This is a genomic window from Streptomyces sp. NPDC028991 (genome assembly GCF_055564775.1).
On record NZ_JBVHVP010000007.1, the window covers coordinates 18,102 to 38,381 of the forward strand.

Here is a 20,280-nt window from a genome sequence, read left to right on the forward strand (position 1 = left end):
TTTTCGGTGTGTCCACACCCGGTTTCGCTCCGTGATGAGTCCTCAACTCCGGTGGCTGCGAGCCCCCGAGCGGGCGCGGACTAATCTCGTCGCGAGAACATCGGCCACTACCCCCGTGATCCGCCGCGACACCCCTGCATGCCGGATACACGGACCGACAGCTCTGGAGAAACTCGAGCATGAACCGCAAGACTTTGGTGCTGCCGGCCGTCGTCGGTCTGCTCGCGCCGGTGCTCGCCGCCTGCGGCGGGTCCGACAGCGGCAGCGGCGGCGGGGACGCGATCGTCGTCGGCACCACGGACCGGTTCACCGCCTCGGAGGAGGCGCCCGCGCCCCTGGACCCGGCGTTCGCCTACGATGTCGGCCTCTGGAACATCCTGCGTCAGACCACGCAGACCTTGATGATCCAGCCCCGAGGCGACGGTGAACCCGTGCCCGAGGCCGCCGAGGAGTGCGGGTTCACCGACACCGGCAACGAGCGCTACGCGTGCACCCTGCGCGACGGCCTGAAGTTCGCCAACGGCGATCCCGTCACCGCCGAGGACGTTAAGTTCTCGATCGAACGTGCCCTGTCCATCAAGGCCGACAGCCAGGTGTTCGGCCTGCTGTCGACCGTCGACACCATCGAGACGCAGGGCGACCGCGAGGTCATCTTCCACCTCAAGACCGCCGACGCCACCTTCCCGTACAAGCTGTCGACCCCGGTCGCCGGCATCGTCAACCCGGACGACTACGAGAAGGACAAGCTGCGCGAGGGCTTCGAACTGGACGGCTCCGGCCCGTACACCATGAAGGCCGAGGTCGAGAACGACGAGATGACCAAGGCCGTGTTCACCAAGAACCCCAACTACAAGGGGAGCCTCAAGGTGAACAACGACAAGGTCGAGATGGTGTCGTTCGAGGACGCCGATGCCATGGGTGCCGCGCTCGACAAGGGCGACATCGACGTGATGACCCGTTCGATGACGCCGGACCAGATCAGGAAGCTCTCCAACGCCACGGACGGCGACGTCGACCTGATCGAGGTGGCCGGCCTCGAGATCCGCTACCTGGGCTTCAACACCGACGCCGCGACGGTGAAGGACAAGGCCGTCCGCCAGGCGATGGCCCAGCTCATCAACCGCAGCGAACTCGTCTCCGAGGTCTACGGCTCCCAGGCCGAGCCGCTGTACTCGATGGTTCCGGCCAGCATCACCGGTCACTCCAACTCGTTCTTCAACAAGTACGGCGACCCGAGCGTGGACAAGGCCAAGGGGATGCTGGAGGACGCGGGCATCAAGACGCCGGTGAAGCTGACGATGCACTACACCACGGACCACTACGGTGCCGCGACCAAGCAGGAGTTCGAGCAGCTGCAGAAGCAGCTGAACGGCAGCGGCCTCTTCGACATCGACATCAAGGGCACCCCCTGGGACAAGTTCCGCCCGGCGGAGCTGGAGGGCGAGTACGACGTCTTCGGGATGGGCTGGTTCCCCGACTTCCCGGACGCGGACAGCTTCATCGCGCCGTTCCTCGACAAGGACAACACCCTGAACTCGCCGTACGCGAACCCGGAGATCAGGAACACCCTGATTCCCGAGTCCCGTCGTGAGGCCGACCGGCTCTCCGCCGTGGACAGCCTCACCGAGATCCAGGACATCACCGCCGCCGACGTCCCGGTGATCCCGCTGTGGCAGGGCAAGCAGTACGTCGCCGCCCGCGACGACGTCACGGGCACGGCCTACGTCCTCAACTCCTCCTCGACGCTCCAGCTGTGGGAGCTGGGCCGGGGCGTGAGCGGCTGACGCGCCAGCGGACACAACACGAAGGGCGCCCTCTTCTCGTCGGAAGAGGGCGCCCTTCGGGGTTCGTACGTCTCGTCGGCCGCTCGTGGGCCGCTCGTGGGCCACAGGGGACGGACGGCCCGTACAACTTCGAGGCGGCGCGTAACGTCGAGAGACGGCGCGTGCGAGCGGCCTACTGCGCGCCGGGGCGGACCAGACCGCTCTCGTACGCGTACACCGCGGCCTGCACTCTGTCACGCAGCCCCAGCTTGGTCAGCACATGACCCACGTGCGTCTTCACGGTGGTCTCGCTGACGAAGAGGTCGGCGGCGATCTCCGCGTTGGACAGGCCGCGGGCCACCAGCTTCAGCACCTCCACCTCACGCTCGGTCAGCGTGTGCAGGGTGTCGGGTACCGGCTCGTCACCGGAGGGCAGATGCGTGGCGTACTTGTCGAGCAGCCGCCGGGTGATGCTCGGCGCGAGCATCGCCTCGCCGTTCGCCACCACGCGGATCGCCTGCACCAGCTCGTTGGCCGGGGCGTCCTTCAGCAGGAAGCCGCTGGCGCCCGCCTTCAACGCCTCCACCACGTAATCGTCGAGGTCGAAGGTGGTCAGTACCAGCACCTTCGCCGGACCGTCCCGCTCGGGCCCGGTGATCTGCCGGGTCGCCTCCACACCGTCCATCCGCGGCATGCGGATGTCCATCAGCACCACATCGGGCTGCAGGGCCCGCACTTGGTCGAGAGCCTGGAGGCCGTCTCCGGCCTCGCCGACGACCGCGAGGTCCTGCTCGGCCTCCAGAATCATCCGGAAGCCGGTGCGCAGCAGCGGCTGGTCGTCGACCAGTAGGACGCGGATGGCCACGTAAGTCTCCTTCGCTAGTCCGGTCCCATTCTGCCCTGCTCGCCGCCGCCGGAGTCGGCCGCCCTCACCGGCAGCGGATAGGGCGGGGGAGTACCGCCGAACTCCGGGCAGTGCGCCTGGTGGTCGCACCACCCGCACAGCTTGGTGGGACGCGGCCGCCAGTCACCCGTCTCGGTCGCCTGCCGGATGGCCTCCCACAGCGCCAGCAGTTTGCGCTCGACCCGCTCCAGGTCGGCCGGGACCGGGTCGTAGGTGAGCACGTCACCACTGCCGAGATAGACGAGCTGGAGGCGCCGTGGGACGACCTTCTTCAGCCGCCACACCACCAGTGCGTAGAACTTCATCTGGAACAGCGCGCCCTCGGCGTACTGCGGCCGGGGCGCCTTGCCCGTCTTGTAGTCGACGATCCGCACCTCGCCGGTGGGTGCCACGTCGACCCGGTCGATGATGCCGCGCAGCCGCAGCCCGGAATCCAGCTCGGCCTCGACGAACAGCTCCCGCTCGGCGGGCTCCAGCCGGCTCGGGTCCTCCAGGGTGAACCACCGCTCGACGAGCTGCTCCGCCTCGCCGAGCCACCGCGCCAGCCGCTCGCCCTCCGCGTCGTCGGCGAACAGCTCGGCCACCTCCGGCCTGCTCTCCCGCAGCCGGTCCCACTGGCCCGGGACCAGTGCCTTCGCCCGCGGCGCCGTGCGCTCGGCCGCCGGGGCGTCGAAGAGCCGCTCGAGCACCGCGTGCACCAGGGTGCCCCTCGTCGCCGCTTCGCTCGGCTTCTCGGGCAGGCGGTCGATGACCCGGAACCGGTACAGCAGCGGACACTGCATGAAGTCGCCGGCCCGGGAGGGCGAGAGCGAGGCCGGCGCTATGGCCACGGGCACGGGTGCGGGTGCGGTGGCGACGACGGCCGCCGGGTCCACCGTCGCGTCTGCGTGGTCCGCCGGCGTCGCCGCCGGTCGGGCGGGTCCGCCGACGTCCTCCGCGACATCCTCGATGCTCGTCTCCATGCCCACAGACCTTACGGCCCGACACCGACAGCGACCCAGCCCGCCGCCCATGACCCGTGCGGCGGAAGGGAAGCACAGGGGTGCCGGGGCGGAACGGGACGCGACGGACGCATACCATCGAGACGAGACCCTTCCGCCCGGCAGGCGCGGGAGACGCTTCGAACGAGGGGACACCGTGGACGTGAGCGGCGGGAGCGGGCAGCCGCGGTCCGGCAACGACGAGTCGGCCGAGCCCCAGGCAGGACCCACGGCCCCGGCCGCCGAGTCCGCACGGCCGGACCCCGCGGACTCCGGCCTGACCGAGGAGCGTCCCGCGGACCGGCCCCGGACCACGGAACAGGGCCCCGCGGACCGGCCCCGGACGGCGACCGCCCCCGCCGCGGGCCACCCGCCGGCCCCCGGTCCCGAGACGCCCGGTCCCGAGACGCCGAGTCGCCCGACGCCGGATCCCGGGGCGCTTCGCAAGAACGCCCAGGGCGCCACCGCACGGAACGAGACCGGACGGAACGCCCCGGAGGACGCCACCCCGGACCCGGACCGAGACCCGGACCCAGCCCCGGACCCGACCCCGCAGACCCCGCCCCGCGAGGCCGGCCGCGCCGACTCCCCGCCGGGCCCGAAGCCCGGCCCCTCGGCCGGCGCCGGCCCGTCCTCCGGCGGTGACCGCCCCGCTCAGATGCCCGCGGAGCCCGGTCACGGTGGCCGCCAGGCCCCCGCCGGCGCCGGGCCCGGTCCCGGCCGGCCCCCGCAGCGGAAGCCGGAGCCCGGGGGCGGGCTGCTGATGGGCAGGCCCTTCGGTGTGCCGGTGTACGTCGCGCCCAGCTGGTTCCTGGTCGCCGCCCTGATCACCTGGGTGTTCGGCGGTCAGCTCGACCGGGTCCTGCCCGAGCTGGGCGCCGCCCGCTACCTGGTCTCCCTCTTCTTCGCGGTCGCCTTCTACGCCTCCGTCCTCGTCCACGAGCTGGCCCACACCGTCGCCGCCCTCCGCTTCAAGCTCCCGGTCCGCCGCATCCAGCTCCAGTTCTTCGGCGGCGTCTCCGAGATCGAGAAGGAGGCCGAGACCCCCGGCCGCGAGTTCGTGCTGGCCTTCGTCGGACCGCTGCTCTCCCTGGTCCTCGCCGGCGTTTTCTACGCGGCCCTGCTGCCCGTCGATCCCGACGGGGTCCCCGGCGTCCTGCTGGCCGGCCTGATGATCTCCAACCTCCTCGTGGCCGCCTTCAACCTGCTGCCCGGCCTCCCCCTCGACGGCGGCCGGATGCTCCGCGCCGTCGTCTGGAAGATCACCGGCAAGCCGATGCGCGGCACCATCGCCGCCGCCTGGGTCGGCCGGGCCCTCGCCATCGCCGTGCTGATCGGCCTGCCGCTGCTCACCCAGTCCCTCGGCTCCGACGCCGCGAACGACGTCGGCATGGACACCGTCCTGGACGCCCTGCTCGCCGCGATCCTCGCCGCGATCATCTGGACCGGCGCCGGGAACAGCCTGCGCATGGCCCGCCTGCGCGAACACCTCCCGGAGCTGCGGGCCCGCGCCCTCACCCGGCGCGCCGTCCCCGTCCCGGCCGACACCCCGCTCTCCGAGGCCCTGCGCCGTGCCAACGCCTCCGGCGCCCGTGCCCTCGTCGTCGTCGAGGGTGACGGCAGCCCCGTCTCGCTGGTCCGGGAGGCCGCCATCGTCGGCGTACCCGAGCACCGCCGTCCCTGGGTGGCGGTCAGCACCCTCGCCCAGGACCTCACCGAAGGCATGCGCCTGTCGGCCGAGCTGTCGGGCGAGGAACTCCTCGACGCGCTGCGCGCCAACCCGGCGAGCGAGTACCTGGTGGTCGAGGAGACCGGCGAGATCTACGGCGTCCTCTCCGCGGCCGACGTCGAGCGGGCCTTCGTCAAGGCCATGGCCCGCCCCTCCTGACCACCGGCGTGGTCGGCGGCCCCGCCGGGGACCGGTAGGCTGGTCACATGTCCGAACCGACCGGTGCCGCCCGCAGGCGCGGGCCCTTCAAGGTCGGGGACCAGGTTCAGCTGACCGACCCCAAGGGCCGCCACTACACGTTCACGCTCGAGGCCGGGAAGAACTTCCACACCCACAAGGGTTCCTTCCCCCACGACGAACTGATCGGTGCTCCCGAGGGCAGCGTTGTCCGCACCACCGGGAACGTCGCCTACCTCGCGCTGCGCCCCCTGCTCCCCGACTACGTCCTGTCCATGCCCCGCGGGGCAGCCGTCGTCTACCCGAAGGACGCGGGGCAGATCCTCGCCTTCGCCGACATCTTCCCCGGCGCGCGCGTCGTGGAGGCCGGTGTGGGCTCCGGCTCCCTCAGCAGCTTCCTGCTGCGCGCCATCGGCGACCAGGGCATGCTGCACTCCTACGAGCGCCGCGAGGACTTCGCCGAGATCGCCCAGCAGAACGTGGAACGCTACTTCGGCGGCCCGCACCCCGCCTGGCAGCTCACCGTGGGCGACCTCCAGGACAACCTCTCCGACGCCGACGTCGACCGCGTCATCCTCGACATGCTCGCCCCCTGGGAGTGCCTGGAGGCCGTCTCCAAGGCACTCGTGCCCGGTGGCATCCTGTGCTGCTACGTCGCGACCACCACCCAGCTCGCGCGGACCGTCGAGTCCATCCGCGAGATCGGCTGCTTCAACGAGCCGACCTCATGGGAGACGATGATCCGCAACTGGCACGTCGAGGGCCTGGCGGTCCGCCCGGACCACCGGATGATCGGCCACACCGGCTTCCTGCTCACCGCCCGCCGTCTCGCGGACGGAGTCGAGCCGCCCATGCGCCGCCGCCGCCCCGCCAAGGGCGCCTACGGCGAGGACTACGACGGACCCAACGCCGGCGGAGGCTCCGGCCGCTGAGGCGGCCCCGTGCCGCGATCAACGTACAGGCGCCGTGGTGGAGTTCCCGAGACCGTTCGGAACTCCACCACGGCGCCTTCGTGTTGACCCGGCGCGCGGCCCCACCCGGCCCGCGGCCCGCTCCGGCGACGAGGCGCGGCGCGGAACGGCGCAGTCCGGCCGGGTACCCACCCCGCCGTTCCCCCGCACTGTGACGTGTGGCACGATGCTGGCCACCCCCCGCCGGCACAGCCCTCACAGGAGACACTCCTCGTGCAGCACCCCGCCGTTCCGGATCTCTCGCACACGCATACCCGTCCGATCCACTGGGTCGCCACCGCAACGGCCCTCGCCGCGGTGGTGGCCCTGTCCTCGGTCCTGCAGCCCGATGCCGCGACGGCGGCGCAGACCCCCGCCCCCGAAACGAAGAACGCCCCGGCGCACGGCACCCCGCCCGATCCGGCGGCCGTCGCCTTCCCCCTGGAGTGCGGCCCGGTCGAGGCGGTGGTGCAGAAGAAGGCCTCCGGCGACCTCGACGGCGACGGGCGGCCCGAGACGGTGGCCGTCGTGCACTGCGACGCGCCCATGGGCACCCCGCCCGACGGCGTGTACGTCATCACCCCGGGCGCCGACGGCGGCAAGCCCCGCGTCGTGGCCACCCTCGTGAACCCGAGGGAGCGCCGGACGGTCACCGACTTCGCGGTGCGCGGCGGCGCCGTCCGCGCCACGCTTCTCGGCTACTCGACGGCCGACGTGCCCAGTTGCTGCCCCGACGTCACGGACGACGTGAAGTGGCAGTGGGAGAACGGCGCGTTCGTCCGCGACACGCCGTCCCAGGCACGGACCGTCTGACCGCCGGCCCTGTGGCAGATGGTGTGACACATCAGACAGCGGTCACGGAGCGTGCGGATTGAGTCACAGTTCGGTCACTGTGCGTCCGGACCGTAGACCTCGGCCCTGTCCGAAACGCGACGTACGTGGATGCACTCGCCCGGACACTCCTTCGCGGAGTCGACCACGTCCGTGAGAAGCGGCAACGGCACCGGCGTTGTCGCTCCCGCGGCCTGGAGGAGCTCGTCGTCCGCGCCCTTGACGTAGGCCAGACCGTCGATGTCCAGCTCGAACACCTCCGGCGCGTACTGGGCGCAGATGCCGTCACCGGTACACAGGTCCTGATCGATCCAGACCTCCAGTGCCTCGCCGTCGACTCCGGCCTCCTGCTGCACGGTCATCTCTCCTGCCGTTTCCTGCGCCGAGCCGTTCGGGAATCCGGCCAGCTCTGACGGGTGTTGAACGCTTCGACCCTACCTCCGGCTGGGTTCCACTCACGTTCCGTGGGTATTCCCCTGGCGTGAGGGAGAGCGCAAGGGTGAAGATCGGACACACCCCGACAGTCTTTGTGATCTAGGGGTTTCAATCGACACCCACCCAGGTAGGGTCTGGAAGCGTCCAGCTCCCCTTGGAGGAGGTGAGGACCGTGGCAGCCCACGACGACGACATGAACCGCGGCATCCGCCCGGGACGCGGGTCCGAGGACCCGGCCGGGCAGGTGGCCTACCTTGAGCAGGAGATCGCCGTCCTGCGACGCAAGCTCGCCGAATCTCCGCGGCACACGAGAATTCTCGAAGAGCGGATTGTCGAGCTGCAGACCAACCTGGCCGGCGTGTCCGCCCAGAACGAGCGACTCGCCGGAACGCTCCGCGAGGCCCGCGACCAGATTGTGGCCCTCAAGGAGGAGGTCGACCGGCTGGCCCAGCCTCCGGCCGGCTTCGGAGTCTTCCTGCAGGCGAACGAGGACGGTACCGCCGACATCTTCACCGGCGGCCGCAAACTCCGGGTGAACGTCAGCCCGAGCGTCGAGCTCGAAGAGCTCCGGCGCGGCCAGGAAGTGATGCTCAACGAAGCGCTCAACGTGGTCGAGGCCATGGAGTACGAGAGCGTCGGCGACATCGTCACCCTCAAGGAGATCCTGGAGGATGGCGAGCGAGCCCTGGTGCTCGGGCACACCGACGAGGAGCGGGTGGTACGGCTCGCGGAGCCGCTGCGCGGCATCAACATCCGCCCCGGCGACGCGCTCCTGCTCGAACCCCGCTCCGGCTATGTCTACGAGGTCGTTCCCAAGAGCGAGGTCGAGGAACTCGTCCTCGAAGAGGTACCCGACATCGGGTACGAGCAGATCGGCGGCCTCGGCGGACAGATCGAGGCCATCCGCGACGCGGTCGAGCTCCCCTATCTCTATCCTGACCTGTTCCGGGAGCACGAGCTGCGTCCGCCCAAGGGCGTCCTGCTCTACGGGCCCCCCGGATGCGGCAAGACGCTCATCGCCAAGGCGGTCGCCAACTCGCTGGCCAAGAAGGTCGCCGAGGTGACCGGCCAGGCCGCCGGCAAGAGCTTCTTCCTCAACATCAAGGGTCCCGAGCTGCTCAACAAGTACGTCGGTGAGACCGAGCGGCAGATCCGCCTGGTCTTCCAGCGGGCCCGGGAGAAGGCCAGCGAGGGCACCCCCGTCATCGTCTTCTTCGACGAGATGGAATCCCTCTTCCGCACCCGTGGCTCCGGCGTCAGCTCGGACGTGGAGAACACCATCGTCCCGCAGCTGCTCGCCGAGATCGACGGCGTGGAGGGCCTGCAGAACGTGGTCGTGATCGGCGCCTCCAACCGTGAGGACATGATCGACCCCGCCATCCTGCGGCCCGGCCGGCTCGACGTGAAGATCAAGATCGAGCGTCCGGACGCCGAGGCGGCCAAGGACATCTTCGGCAAGTACCTCACCGAGCGCCTCCCGCTCCACGTGGACGACCTCACGGAGCACGAGAAGGACAGGGCCGCCACCGTCCAGAGCATGATCCAGACCGCGGTGGAACAGATGTACGCCGAATCCGAGGAGAATCGCTTCCTGGAGGTCACCTACGCCAATGGCGACAAGGAAGTCCTCTACTTCAAGGACTTCAATTCCGGTGCCATGATCGAGAACATCGTGGGCCGCGCCAAGAAAATGGCGATCAAGGACTTCCTGGAAGCGAACCAGAAGGGCCTTCGCGTCTCCCACCTCCTCCAGGCCTGCGTGGACGAGTTCAAGGAGAACGAGGACCTGCCCAACACCACCAACCCGGACGACTGGGCCCGGATCTCCGGAAAGAAGGGCGAGCGGATCGTTTACATCCGTACGCTCGTCACCGGAAAGCAGGGCGCGGACACCGGACGCTCCATCGACACGGTGGCGAACACCGGTCAGTACCTGTAAAAGGCGGGGCGGCTGCGGGTGCCCTCAGCGGGTACCCGCAGCCGACTGTTTTCCGGAGCCCCGACTGGAGCAAGGCAATGCCGCAAATGATCTCCCCACCAGCGCAAAGGCGTTCTAGGCTCTTCCATACCGCCGAGTCGCGCAGTGCGGGGACGGGCACCGCACACGCATCGGAGCGCCAGCGGTACTTGAGCGGCGCCCACGACGGACGCCGCCGGGCAAGGAGGGCCGCATGACCGTACGGCGAGTAATGGGCATCGAGACGGAGTACGGGATCTCCGTCCCCGGCCACCCGAACGCCAATGCCATGCTCACCTCGTCCCAGATCGTCAACGCCTACGCGGCGGCGATGCACCGGGCCCGCCGGGCCCGCTGGGACTTCGAGGAGGAGAACCCGCTGCGGGACGCGCGAGGCTTCGACCTCGCCCGTGAGGCCGCCGACTCCAGCCAGCTCACCGACGAGGACATCGGCCTGGCCAACGTGATCCTCACCAACGGGGCACGGCTCTACGTCGACCACGCCCACCCCGAGTACAGCGCCCCGGAGGTCACCAACCCGCGGGATGCCGTGCTGTGGGACAAGGCCGGCGAGCGGATCATGGCCGAGGCCGCCGAGCGGGCCGCCCAGCTGCCCGGGGCACAGCCGATCCACCTCTACAAGAACAACACCGACAACAAGGGCGCCTCCTACGGCACGCACGAGAACTACCTGATGAAGCGGGAGACCGCCTTCTCGGACATCGTGCGCCACCTGACGCCCTTCTTCGTCTCCCGCCAGGTCTTCACCGGCGCCGGCCGCGTCGGCATCGGCCAGGACGGGCACGAGCACGGGTTCCAGCTCAGTCAGCGCGCCGACTACTTCGAGGTCGAGGTCGGCCTGGAGACGACGCTGAAGCGGCCCATCATCAACACCCGCGACGAACCGCACGCGGACGCCGAGAAGTACCGGCGACTGCACGTGATCATCGGTGACGCGAACCTGTCCGAGATCTCGACCTATCTGAAGCTGGGTACGACGGCTCTGGTGCTGTCGATGATCGAGGACGGCTTCATCGCCGTCGACCTGGCCGTGGACCAGCCCGTGCGCACCCTCCACCAGGTCTCGCACGACCCGTCGCTGAAGCGGCTGGTCACCCTGCGCAGCGGCCGGACACTGACCGCGGTGCAGCTCCAGATGGAGTACTACGAGCTGGCCCGCAAGTACGTCGAGGAACGGTACGGCGCCGACGTCGACGACCAGACCAAGGATGTCCTGGGCCGCTGGGAGGACACCCTCAACCGGCTCGAGAACGACCCGATGAGCCTGGCCGGCGAGCTGGACTGGGTCGCCAAGCGGGAGCTCATGGAGGGCTACCGCCGCCGGGACGACCTGGACTGGGACGCGGCCCGGCTGCACCTCGTGGACCTGCAGTACGCCGACGTACGGCCCGACAAGGGCCTGTACAACCGTCTGGTGGACCGCGGCCGCGTCAAGCGGCTGCTGGACGAGACGGAGGTCGAGCGGGCCCGTACGAAGCCGCCGGAGGACACCCGCGCGTACTTCCGCGGGCGCTGCCTGGAGCAGTACGCGGACGACGTCGCGGCGGCCTCCTGGGACTCGGTGATCTTCGACCTGCCGGGCCGGGACTCGCTCCAGCGGGTGCCAACCCTGGAACCGCTTCGCGGAACGCGTAATCACGTCAAGGAGCTCCTGGACCGCTGCCGCACCGCGGAAGACCTGGTCAAGGTCCTGTCGGGCGGGTGACGGCGCCGAGCGGGTACACGGAAGGAGACCGCCGGACAAGGTGGAAAGCCGCCGGGTCCGGGAACCATCGAGGTGGCCCTCGTACGTTGTGGAAACTGCGGGGCCGATGTCGGACCCGGCTTGTAGGGTCTGATCTTGACCGAGCAACTGTGTCGGGCGAACCGAGCGGGGTGAGGGTTATGGCGACCAAGGACACCGGCGGCGGGCAGCAGAAGGCCACGCGTTCCACCGAGGAGGTCGAGGAGGAGGCGCAGGACGCACAGGCTTCCGAGGACCTCAAGGAGCGCCAGGAGAAGCTCAACGACGACGTGGACTCCGTCCTGGACGAGATCGACGACGTGCTCGAGGAGAACGCGGAGGACTTCGTGCGGTCCTTCGTGCAGAAGGGTGGCCAGTAGGCCGGCTGACGGCCTGCTTCTCCTTCGCTTCGAAGGCCCGAGGGCCGCATGAGGGGCGGACGAGCAGAACGTGAGGCGTCGCGCGCGGTGCGGTGACAACCGTGCCGCGCGCGGCACGAGACGGGGGCCGGGGTGTTCGTTCCGTGGTTCCCGCCGAGTATGTGGATCACTGCCCACAGCCGGGTAGGGTCCGTGGCATAGCTGTCGCATACGTGGAAGGAATCGCGTGGAAGCCAACACTCGTAGCACCGGGCGTCTGCCAGCTGCCTTCCTGACGCCCGGGTCCTCTTCGTTCATGGACTTCCTCGGTGAGCACCAGCCGGAGATGCTCCCGGGCAACCGGCAGCTGCCGCCGGTGCAGGGCGTCATCGAGGCACCGCACGGCACCACGATCGTGGCGGTCACGTTCCCCGGCGGTGTCGTGCTCGCCGGTGACCGGCGGGCCACCATGGGCAACATGATCGCCCAGCGGGACATCGAGAAGGTCTTCCCGGCCGACGAGTACTCGGCGGTGGGCATCGCCGGCACGGCGGGGCTGGCCGTGGAGATGGTGAAGCTGTTCCAGCTGGAGCTGGAGCACTTCGAGAAGGTCGAGGGCGCCCAGCTGTCCCTGGAGGGCAAGGCGAACCGCCTGTCCACGATGATCCGGTCCAACCTGGGCATGGCGATGCAGGGGCTGGCCGTGGTGCCGCTGTTCGCCGGGTACGACGTGGACCGGGGCAGGGGCCGCATCTTCACGTACGACGTGACGGGCGGGCGCTCCGAGGAGCAGAACTTCGCGACCACCGGGTCGGGGTCGATCTTCGCCCGAGGCGCGATGAAGAAGCTCTTCCGCGAGGACCTGACCGAGGAGCAGGCCACCACGCTCGTGGTCCAGGCGCTGTACGACGCGGCAGACGACGACTCGGCGACCGGTGGTCCCGATGTCGCCCGCCGGATCTACCCGATCATCACTGTGATCACCGAGGACGGCTTCCGCCGGCTGAGCGAGGACGAGGGCTCGGAGCTCGCCCGCGCGGTGCTGGAGCGGCGGCTCGAACATCCCGACGGTCCGCGGGCCGCGCTGCTGTAGCGGGTGTGTCCGTGTTGTCAGGTGGCCCAGTGACTTCTCCAGAAAGGGATGGATAACCGGTGTCGACGCCGTTCTATGTCTCACCCCAGCAGGCCATGGCCGACCGGGCGGAGTACGCCCGCAAGGGCATCGCCCGTGGCCGCAGCCTGGTCGTGCTGCAGTACGCCGACGGCATCGTGTTCGTCGGCGAGAACCCGTCCCGCGCGCTGCACAAGTTCAGCGAGATCTACGACCGGATCGGCTTCGCGGCCGCCGGCAAGTACAACGAGTACGAGAACCTGCGGATCGGCGGGGTGCGCTACGCGGACCTGCGCGGCTACACATACGACCGGGACGATGTGACGGCCCGCGGTCTGGCCAACGTGTACGCCCAGACGCTGGGCACGATCTTCTCCAGCCAGGCCGAGAAGCCCTACGAGGTGGAGTTGGTCGTCGCCGAGGTCGGCGACAGCGCCGACGGTGACCAGATCTACCGGCTGCCCCACGACGGCTCGATCGTGGACGAGCACGGCTCGGTCGCGGTCGGAGGCAACGCCGAGCAGATCAGCGGGTACCTGGACCAGCGGCACCGGGACGGCATGACGCTGGCCGAGGCGCTGAAGCTGGCGGTGCAGGCGCTGTCCCGCGACACGAACGGCAGCGAGCGGGAGATCCCGGCGGAGCGGCTGGAGGTCGCGGTGCTGGACCGTACGCGTCCGCAGAAGCGGAAGTTCAAGCGGATCGTGGGTGCGCGGTTGTCGCGACTGCTGGATTCGGGTCCGAGCGAGGTGTCCCCGGAGGACGGGGACGGCGACGGGGACGCGAGCGAGGACGAGTAGCAGCGGTCGGCGGTCGCGGGGTGCCTGAGGCGGCATCCCGCGAGCGCCGGCCGGGCGGGCCGACGCCGGCCCCGCCCTGCCCTGCCCTGCCCTGCCGAAGGCACTGCCCGAATCACCGCGGCGGTGCCGTGGACCCCCGTACCACCAGGTTCACGGGGATGTCCCCCTCCTCGGGGGACCGGCCCTCGAGCACGGCCAGCAGGGCCCGCATACCCCGCTCACCGAAGAGCTCCGCGTCGAGCCGGACGGTCGTCAGCTCGGGGTCGATGGCCGTGGCCAGGCCGAGGTCGTCCAGGCCGGTGATCGAGAGGTCGTCGGGGACGCGGAGACCGGCCCGCCGGGCCGCCTTGTACGCACCGGCCGCGAGTTTGTCGTCGTCGCAGACCAGTGCCGTGGGCCGCGGCCCGGAAGCGCCGAGCGCGGCCTCCGTGGCGGTCTGGGCGCCCTCGATGGAGATGGGGGCGTGGACGGTGCGGAGGCCGGTGCCGGGGGCGTCAGCGAGCCGTGTGGCCAGTTCCCTGGCGCGCACCTCGAACGTCCAGGACGGGACGTCCGCCGCGAGGTGGAGGAAGCGGCGGTGGCCCAGGGACAGGAGGTGCTCCGCGACCTGGCGGATGCCGTCGGCGATGTCCAGGTTGACCGTCGCGGCGCCCAGGCTGCCCTCGGGGTCGCTGTCCAGCATGACCAGGGGAAGCTGGTCGCCCCGGATCGCGCTGAGGGCGTCGGCCGCCATGGAGGACGCGATGACGCCGTCCAGGGCGGCCTGGGCGGAGGCGAAGGGGTCCCGGGCCGGGCCGATGCCCTCGGGGGACGGGTAGAGGACCACTCCGAAGCCGTGCTCGGCGGCGACCCGCGCGGCGCCCGTGTACACCTCCGCGAAGAACTCCGTGGTCAGCGCGGGGACGACCAGCAGCACCGTGCGCGTGCGGCCCAGGCGGAGGTTGCGGGCGGCCAGGTTCGGGCGGTAGCCCAGTTCGTGCGCGGCCTCCCGGACCCGCTGGGCCGTGGGCTCCGACACGCGGCCGCGCCACTTGTCGCCGAGGACCAGGGACACCGCTGCCTGGGAGACGCCGGCGGCCTGGGCGACGTCCCGGCTCGTGGGGCGGGTGCTGCCTCGTGCCACCGTTCGCCTGCGCTTTCGTCTGGACTCGTGAACAGGCGACATGGTACGTATGGCCACGGTAGTTATACGTAAAACGTCATCGGTCGGTTTCAGCGAAGAGGTGGGTCGTGGTCGCCGGGTACCTGGACATTCTTCGGGCGCGGCATGCCGTCCGGCTGCTCGTCGGCACGCTCGTGGGGCGGCTGCCCAACGCCACCGCGGCGATCGCGATCGTGCTGTTCGTGCGGGCCGAGGGCGGCTCGTACAGCCTCGCGGGAGCGCTGGCCGCCGTGTACGGGGTCGCCAACGCCGTGGGGCAGCCGGTGCTCGGGCGGCTCGTGGACCTGCACGGGCAGCCGCGTGTGCAGCTGCCGGCCGCCGTCGTGTCGGGGCTGGCCATGGGCGTGTTCGCCATCGCCGGGACCGGGACGGTCGCGCTCGCGTACGCGGCCGTGGGGGCCGCCGGGCTGTTCACGCCGCCGCTGGAGGGCGGGCTGCGGGCGTTGTGGCCCAGCGTGCTCCGCAAGGAGGACCAGGTGCACACGGCGTACGCCATGGACGCCATCGCGCAGGAGGTCATGTTCACCGTCGGGCCGCTGCTCGTGACGGTGTGCGTGTCGCTGTGGTCGCCGCCGGCCGCCCTGCTCGTGCTGAACGCGGTGGGTGTGCTGGGCGCTCTGTCCGTGGTGGTGTCGCCCCCCTCGCGCGCGTGGCGGTCGGCGCCGCGCGAGGCGCACTGGCTCGGCGCGCTGCGGTCGTCCGGGCTGCTGGCGCTGCTGGGCGCCTTCCTGTTCATCGGGATGGCGCTCGGATCCATCACCGTCGCCTCCGTGCCGTACGCCGACGAGCACGGCGGTGACGCCGTCTACGGCTGGCTGATGGCGGCCCTGGGGCTCGGTGCGCTCGTCGGCGGAGCCGTCTACGGGGCCCGGCAGTGGGCCGGCGATCCGGCACGGCGACTGCGGGTTCTGGTGGCCCTGCTGGCGGTGTGTTACCTGCCGCTGACGCTGATGCCGGGAGCGGTCGCCATGGTGCTGCTCGCGGTGGTCGCGGGTGTCTTCCTGGCGCCGTGCATCGCCTGCGCGTTCGTCCTCGTCGACCTGCACGCGCCGCGCGGCACGGTGACGGAGGCCTTCTCGTGGCTCGTGACCACGTTCACCGTGGGTGCCTCGATGGGTACGGGCCTGACGGGGCCCGTCGTGGAGCACGGCGGGGCCCTGTGGGGATTCGCCGTGCCCGGGGCGGCCGGGGCCGTCTCCCTGCTCGTACTGGTGTGCACGGGCCGGGTCCTCGCAGCTCCCGCCAGGGCAGCGGTGGTTGCGGCTTCATCGGAAAATGATCCAAACCGTGCCGTCGAACCCCGTTTCAGTTCGGGTCATCAGGCGTAATGTTCAGTCATGGACCGCCGCATTTTCGGGCTGGAGAACGAGTACGGCGTCACGTGCACGTTCAGGGGACAGCGCCGCCTGTCGCCTGACGAGGTGGCGCGGTACCTCTTCCGCCGTGTCGTGTCATGGGGCCGCAGCAGCAATGTCTTTCTGCGCAACGGGGCCCGCCTCTACCTCGACGTTGGCTCACATCCGGAATACGCCACACCCGAATGTGACAACGTGATCGAACTCGTCACCCACGACAAGGCGGGCGAGCGCATTCTCGAAGGACTCCTGGTGGACGCCGAACGACGCCTGCACGAGGAGGGAATCGCGGGCGACGTCTACCTCTTCAAGAACAACACCGACTCCGCCGGCAACTCCTACGGCTGCCACGAGAATTACCTCGTGGCCCGGCACGGGGAGTTCTCGCGGCTCGCGGACATCCTCATTCCGTTCCTGGTGACCAGGCAGTTGCTCTGCGGCGCCGGAAAGGTGCTGCAGACACCGCGCGGCGCCGTGTACTGCGTCAGCCAGCGGGCCGAGCACATCTGGGAGGGCGTCTCCTCGGCGACCACCCGCTCCCGTCCCATCATCAACACCCGCGACGAGCCGCACGCCGACGCCGAGCGTTACCGGCGCCTGCACGTCATCGTGGGCGACTCGAACATGTCCGAGACGACCATGCTGCTCAAGGTCGGTGCCACCGACCTGGTGCTGCGCATGATCGAGGCCGGCACGGTGATGCGAGACCTCACCCTGGAGAACCCGATCCGGGCGATCCGCGAGGTCAGCCACGACATCACCGGGCGGCGGAAGGTGCGCCTGGCCAGCGGCCGGGAGGCGTCCGCGCTGGAGGTGCAGCGGGAGTACTACGAGAAGGCCGTGGACTTCTGCGAGCGCCGAGGCATCCGCACCGGCACGGTCGAGCGCGTGCTGGAGCTGTGGGGCCGCACACTGGACGCGATCGAGGAGGAGGACCTCGACCGCATCGACACCGAGATCGACTGGGTCATGAAGTACAAGCTCCTGGAGCGGTACCGGGCCAAGCACAACATGACCATGTCGCACCCGCGGGTCGCGCAGATAGACCTCGCCTACCACGACATCCACCGCCGTCGTGGCCTGTACTACCTGCTCGAGAAGAAGGGCCAGGCGGCCCGGGTCGCGAACGACCTGAAGATCTTCGAGGGCAAGTCCGTGCCGCCGCAGACCACTCGGGCCCGGCTGCGCGGCGACTTCATCCGACGGGCCCAGGAACAGCGCCGGGACTTCACCGTCGACTGGGTGCATCTCAAGCTCAACGACCAGGCGCAGCGCACCGTGTTGTGCAAGGACCCGTTCCGTTCGGTGGACGACCGGGTGGAGAAGCTGATCGCCGGAATGTGAGCCGGACGAGGTGGGACGCGCGTTCACGCACGTAAGGGCGGAACGCCACACGGGCACCGTACGTTAGCCGTACGGTGCCCTTCTCGCGTCGTAGAGTTGCGCGCACTCCCACAGGACCGACCGATACCGATACGAGGCCCCCACCGTGCGCCGACGCTCACTCCTCATCGCCGTCCCCGCCGGACTGGTCACGCTCGCCGCATGCGGTGACGACGACGAGTCCGGATCGAGCAGCGTCGGCGAAAGCGCGACGCCCGAGGCGTCGGACACGTCGGCACCGCCGCCGCCGAAGATCGTCGACGGTCCGTTGCCGGCGATCACCGCGGGGACGAAGTTCGACGAGAAGCCGACCGTCGCCAAGGGCAGCGGCGAGCCGTCCAAGGACCTCGCGGTCAAGACGGTCATCGCCGGTGGCGGCAAGGCCATCGCCGAGAACGACTTCGTGTCGGCAAACTACCTGGGCCAGGTCTGGGAGAGCGCGAAGGTCTTCGACAACTCCTACGACCGCAAGACCCCCCTGGTCATCCAGCTCGCCCAGGGCAGCATCATCGACGGCTGGCGGTACGCGCTCACGGGCAAGAAGACCGGCAGCCGCGTCCAGTTCTCCGTGCCGCCCACCTGGGGGTACGGGGAGCAGGGCAACGAGCAGGCGGGCATCAAGGGCTCCGACACGCTGGTGTTCGTGGTCGACGTGCAGGACACCTTCAACGCCAAGAGCTCCGCCAAGGGCAGGGAAGTCCCCCAGGACGACGCCGCCCTGCCCAAGGTCGGCACCAACACCGACGGCAAGGCGCCCTCCATCGAGGTGCCGAAGTCCGACGCGCCGAAGAAGCTCGCGGCCGAGTACGTCCTCGAGGGCGACGGCGCCGAGGTCGGCGCCCAGGACAGCGTGCTCGTGCAGTACAAGGGCGTGGTGTGGGACGGCGGCAAGGAGTTCGACTCGACGTACGGCAGGAAGCAGCTGACGTCGTTCTCGCTCCAGCAGGTCGTCAAGGGCTGGTCGCAGGGCCTGACCGGCAAGAAGGTCGGCAGCCGCGTCCTCATCGTCATCCCGCCGGACCTGGGGTACGGCGACAGCCCGCCGGAGGGCAGCGGCATCGAGAAGGACTCCACACTGGTCTTCTCCGTGGACATCCTCGCGAAGATGTGACGCGCCGGAGATGTAAGACTTGGGCCGTTGCCTTTCCGTAGACAAGCAGGAGCTGAACACGTGAGCATCGACAAGCCCGAGGTCGACTTCCCGGGTGGCGAGCCCCCGGCGGACCTCGAGATCAAGGACATCTGGGAGGGCGACGGCCCGGTTGCGCAGGCCGGTCAGACCGTGACCGTCCACTACGTGGGCGTGGCGTTCAGCACGGGCGAGGAGTTCGACGCCAGCTGGAACCGCGGTACGCCGTTCCGTTTCCCGCTCGGTGGCGGTCGCGTCATCGCGGGCTGGGACCGGGGCGTGCAGGGCATGAAGGTCGGCGGCCGACGTCAGCTGACCGTCCCGGCCCACCTCGCCTACGGCAACCAGAGCCCGACCCCGGCGATCAAGCCCGGCGAGACGCTGATCTTCGTGGTCGATCTGCTCGGAGTCTGATCGAAGTCCGATCGGAGCCGGTCACCTGGGGTCCATGCCTGTCCGGGCATGGGCCCTCGGCTTTTGCCGGGCCACCGCGGGGCGGTACGGTCATCCGTCGTAAGCACCATAGGGAGAAGGGCGTCGATGGCCATTGCCAAGGCCGAGCGGCTGATGAACCTGGCGCTGTGTCTGCTCGGGACGCGGCGGCCACTCAGCAAGCGTGAGCTGAGAGAGTCCATCGAGGCCTATCTCGAGGCGGGCTCCGACGACTCCTTCAACCGCATGTTCGAGCGGGACAAGGACGACCTGCGGGAACTCGGGCTGGTCATCGAGACCGTCGAGAGCCTCGACGGCGAGGTCGGCTACCTGGCCCGCCGCGACAGCAACCGGCTGCCGCCCATCACCCTGGACGCCGAAGAGGCGGCCGCGCTCGGACTCGCCGCCAAGGTGTGGCAGCAGGCCCGGCTGGCCGGTGCCGCGAGCGGCGCGCTGCAGAAGCTGCGCGCGGCCGGGCTGCCCGAGGACGTCGACCCGTATGAGGCGCACAGCGCGCTGGAGCCGCGGATCCCGGTGCACGAGGCCGCGTTCGAGCCGCTGATGCTGGCCTGCCGCGACCGCCGGCCGGTCGTCTTCGACTACCGCAAGGCCAACGCCGCGCAGCCCGAGCCCCGGCACGTCGAGCCGTGGGCGCTGGAGTGCTGGCGCGGCCACTGGTACCTGGCCGGTTTCGACCGCGACCGCGGTGCCGAGCGGGTCTTCCGGCTGTCCCGGATCACCGGCAGGGTGCGTTCGCGCGGCGCGCGGTTCACCGCCCCCGTGCCCGATGTCGTCACCGTTCGTGAGACGGTCGCGAGCTGGGCGGGGGAGACCGCCGACCGTTCCGCGCTGATCCGGCTGCGCACGGGCGCCGGCTACCCCCTTCGGGCGAAGGCCACCGCCGTACGGGAACTCGGTGACGGCTGGGACGAGTTGGAGATTCCGTACGGGCACGGCCTGGACGCCTGGCTGGTGGAGTTCGGGCCGGACGTGGTGGTGCTGGAGCCGGCGGAGTTGCGTGCGGACGTGGTGGACCGGCTGCGTGCCGTGGCCAAGGGCTGAGGGGGAGCGGACAACAC

Annotated in this window: 18 protein-coding genes and 1 pseudogene; 15 read left to right on the plus strand and 4 right to left on the minus strand. The window is 70.0% G+C overall.

The annotated features are described in order from the left end of the window. Positions 1 to 179: 179 nt before the first annotated feature. On the plus strand, positions 180 to 1,784 hold the full coding sequence (locus ACZ4V1_RS16655) for an ABC transporter substrate-binding protein (RefSeq protein WP_468335771.1): 1,605 nt from the start codon (positions 180 to 182) through the stop codon (positions 1,782 to 1,784). 172 nt (positions 1,785 to 1,956) lie between these two features. On the opposite strand, the gene ACZ4V1_RS16660 is transcribed toward ACZ4V1_RS16655, so the two are convergent. Together ACZ4V1_RS16660 and ACZ4V1_RS16665 are read right to left on the minus strand one after the other, a co-directional pair. Further along, a complete protein-coding gene (locus ACZ4V1_RS16660; protein ID WP_468335774.1) occupies positions 1,957 to 2,628 on the minus strand; it encodes a response regulator in 672 nt (223 codons plus the stop codon). Between the two features lie 14 nt (positions 2,629 to 2,642). Then, entirely contained in the window at positions 2,643 to 3,629 is a 987-nt protein-coding gene (locus tag ACZ4V1_RS16665; RefSeq protein ID WP_468335777.1) for a RecB family exonuclease, read from the minus strand. A gap of 175 nt (positions 3,630 to 3,804) precedes the next feature. On the opposite strand from ACZ4V1_RS16665, the gene ACZ4V1_RS16670 reads away from it, so the two are divergent. The 3 genes from ACZ4V1_RS16670 (at position 3,805) to ACZ4V1_RS16680 (ending at position 7,316) form a co-directional block, all read left to right on the plus strand. Beyond that, entirely contained in the window at positions 3,805 to 5,535 is a 1,731-nt protein-coding gene (locus tag ACZ4V1_RS16670; RefSeq protein ID WP_468335780.1) for a site-2 protease family protein, read from the plus strand. A gap of 47 nt (positions 5,536 to 5,582) precedes the next feature. Further along, positions 5,583 to 6,485, plus strand: coding sequence for a tRNA (adenine-N1)-methyltransferase (locus ACZ4V1_RS16675; RefSeq protein WP_318217852.1), 903 nt, complete (start codon positions 5,583 to 5,585; stop codon positions 6,483 to 6,485). Positions 6,486 to 6,737: 252 nt separating this feature from the next. Beyond that, positions 6,738 to 7,316, plus strand: a complete 579-nt coding sequence (locus ACZ4V1_RS16680) for a hypothetical protein (protein WP_468335783.1) — start codon at positions 6,738 to 6,740, stop codon at positions 7,314 to 7,316. 74 nt (positions 7,317 to 7,390) lie between these two features. Here ACZ4V1_RS16680 and ACZ4V1_RS16685 read toward each other — a convergent pair whose 3' ends face one another. After that, the gene (locus ACZ4V1_RS16685) at positions 7,391 to 7,696 is read right to left on the minus strand and encodes a ferredoxin (protein ID WP_121746031.1); all 306 of its coding nucleotides are present in this window, start codon (positions 7,694 to 7,696) and stop codon (positions 7,391 to 7,393) included. 245 nt (positions 7,697 to 7,941) lie between these two features. Between ACZ4V1_RS16685 and arc the strand changes: the two genes are divergently transcribed. From arc to prcA, 6 genes and pseudogenes are all read left to right on the plus strand, one after another. Beyond that, a complete protein-coding gene (arc, locus tag ACZ4V1_RS16690) occupies positions 7,942 to 9,708 on the plus strand; it encodes a proteasome ATPase (RefSeq protein WP_468335787.1) in 1,767 nt (588 codons plus the stop codon). Between the two features lie 232 nt (positions 9,709 to 9,940). Beyond that, positions 9,941 to 11,452 (plus strand): depupylase/deamidase Dop, encoded by a 1,512-nt coding sequence (gene dop / locus ACZ4V1_RS16695; protein WP_375915031.1) that lies wholly within the window; start codon positions 9,941 to 9,943, stop codon positions 11,450 to 11,452. Between the two features lie 179 nt (positions 11,453 to 11,631). Then, positions 11,632 to 11,850 carry a ubiquitin-like protein Pup gene (locus ACZ4V1_RS16700; protein WP_468335791.1) on the plus strand — a complete coding sequence of 73 codons (219 nt, stop codon included), beginning with the start codon at positions 11,632 to 11,634 and terminating at the stop codon, positions 11,848 to 11,850. 149 nt (positions 11,851 to 11,999) lie between these two features. Beyond that, positions 12,000 to 12,125, plus strand: a pseudogene (locus ACZ4V1_RS16705) (endonuclease VII domain-containing protein); the annotation flags it as partial. Beyond that, positions 12,077 to 12,922, plus strand: a complete 846-nt coding sequence (gene prcB / locus ACZ4V1_RS16710; protein WP_468335794.1) for a proteasome subunit beta — start codon at positions 12,077 to 12,079, stop codon at positions 12,920 to 12,922. The pseudogene ACZ4V1_RS16705 and the gene prcB, both read left to right, overlap by 49 nt. 59 nt (positions 12,923 to 12,981) lie before the next feature. Continuing rightward, complete coding sequence (prcA, locus tag ACZ4V1_RS16715; protein ID WP_468335797.1) at positions 12,982 to 13,740, plus strand: proteasome subunit alpha; 759 nt, start codon at positions 12,982 to 12,984, stop codon at positions 13,738 to 13,740. A 112-nt stretch (positions 13,741 to 13,852) separates the two neighbouring features. Here prcA and ACZ4V1_RS16720 read toward each other — a convergent pair whose 3' ends face one another. Beyond that, complete coding sequence (locus ACZ4V1_RS16720) at positions 13,853 to 14,863, minus strand: LacI family DNA-binding transcriptional regulator (protein ID WP_468335799.1); 1,011 nt, start codon at positions 14,861 to 14,863, stop codon at positions 13,853 to 13,855. Positions 14,864 to 14,970: 107 nt separating this feature from the next. On the opposite strand from ACZ4V1_RS16720, the gene ACZ4V1_RS16725 reads away from it, so the two are divergent. From ACZ4V1_RS16725 to ACZ4V1_RS16745, 5 genes are all read left to right on the plus strand, one after another. Next, positions 14,971 to 16,230, plus strand: coding sequence for an MFS transporter (locus ACZ4V1_RS16725; protein ID WP_468335802.1), 1,260 nt, complete (start codon positions 14,971 to 14,973; stop codon positions 16,228 to 16,230). Positions 16,231 to 16,239: 9 nt separating this feature from the next. Next, positions 16,240 to 17,601 (plus strand): Pup--protein ligase, encoded by a 1,362-nt coding sequence (gene pafA, locus ACZ4V1_RS16730; RefSeq protein ID WP_468335804.1) that lies wholly within the window; start codon positions 16,240 to 16,242, stop codon positions 17,599 to 17,601. Positions 17,602 to 17,746: 145 nt separating this feature from the next. Then, entirely contained in the window at positions 17,747 to 18,751 is a 1,005-nt protein-coding gene (locus ACZ4V1_RS16735; RefSeq protein WP_468335807.1) for an FKBP-type peptidyl-prolyl cis-trans isomerase, read from the plus strand. A 60-nt stretch (positions 18,752 to 18,811) separates the two neighbouring features. Continuing rightward, positions 18,812 to 19,183 (plus strand): FKBP-type peptidyl-prolyl cis-trans isomerase, encoded by a 372-nt coding sequence (locus ACZ4V1_RS16740; protein ID WP_468335810.1) that lies wholly within the window; start codon positions 18,812 to 18,814, stop codon positions 19,181 to 19,183. 126 nt (positions 19,184 to 19,309) lie between these two features. Continuing rightward, positions 19,310 to 20,263: a helix-turn-helix transcriptional regulator gene (locus ACZ4V1_RS16745; protein WP_468335812.1), complete on the plus strand. Its 954-nt coding sequence runs from the start codon at positions 19,310 to 19,312 to the stop codon at positions 20,261 to 20,263. Positions 20,264 to 20,280: the final 17 nt, after the last annotated feature.

Bases quoted from the DNA above. Each gene is read 5' to 3' on its own strand.
- ACZ4V1_RS16655 (WP_468335771.1), top strand. From the start codon at position 180: ATGAACCGCAAGACTTTGGTGCTGCCGGCCGTCGTCGGTCTGCTCGCG.
- ACZ4V1_RS16665 (WP_468335777.1), bottom strand. From the start codon at position 3,629: ATGGAGACGAGCATCGAGGATGTCGCGGAGGACGTCGGCGGACCCGCC.
- ACZ4V1_RS16675 (WP_318217852.1), top strand. From the start codon at position 5,583: ATGTCCGAACCGACCGGTGCCGCCCGCAGGCGCGGGCCCTTCAAGGTC.
- ACZ4V1_RS16685 (WP_121746031.1), bottom strand. From the start codon at position 7,696: ATGACCGTGCAGCAGGAGGCCGGAGTCGACGGCGAGGCACTGGAGGTC.
- dop (WP_375915031.1), top strand. From the start codon at position 9,941: ATGACCGTACGGCGAGTAATGGGCATCGAGACGGAGTACGGGATCTCC.
- ACZ4V1_RS16700 (WP_468335791.1), top strand. From the start codon at position 11,632: ATGGCGACCAAGGACACCGGCGGCGGGCAGCAGAAGGCCACGCGTTCC.
- pafA (WP_468335804.1), top strand. From the start codon at position 16,240: ATGGACCGCCGCATTTTCGGGCTGGAGAACGAGTACGGCGTCACGTGC.
- ACZ4V1_RS16745 (WP_468335812.1), top strand. From the start codon at position 19,310: ATGGCCATTGCCAAGGCCGAGCGGCTGATGAACCTGGCGCTGTGTCTG.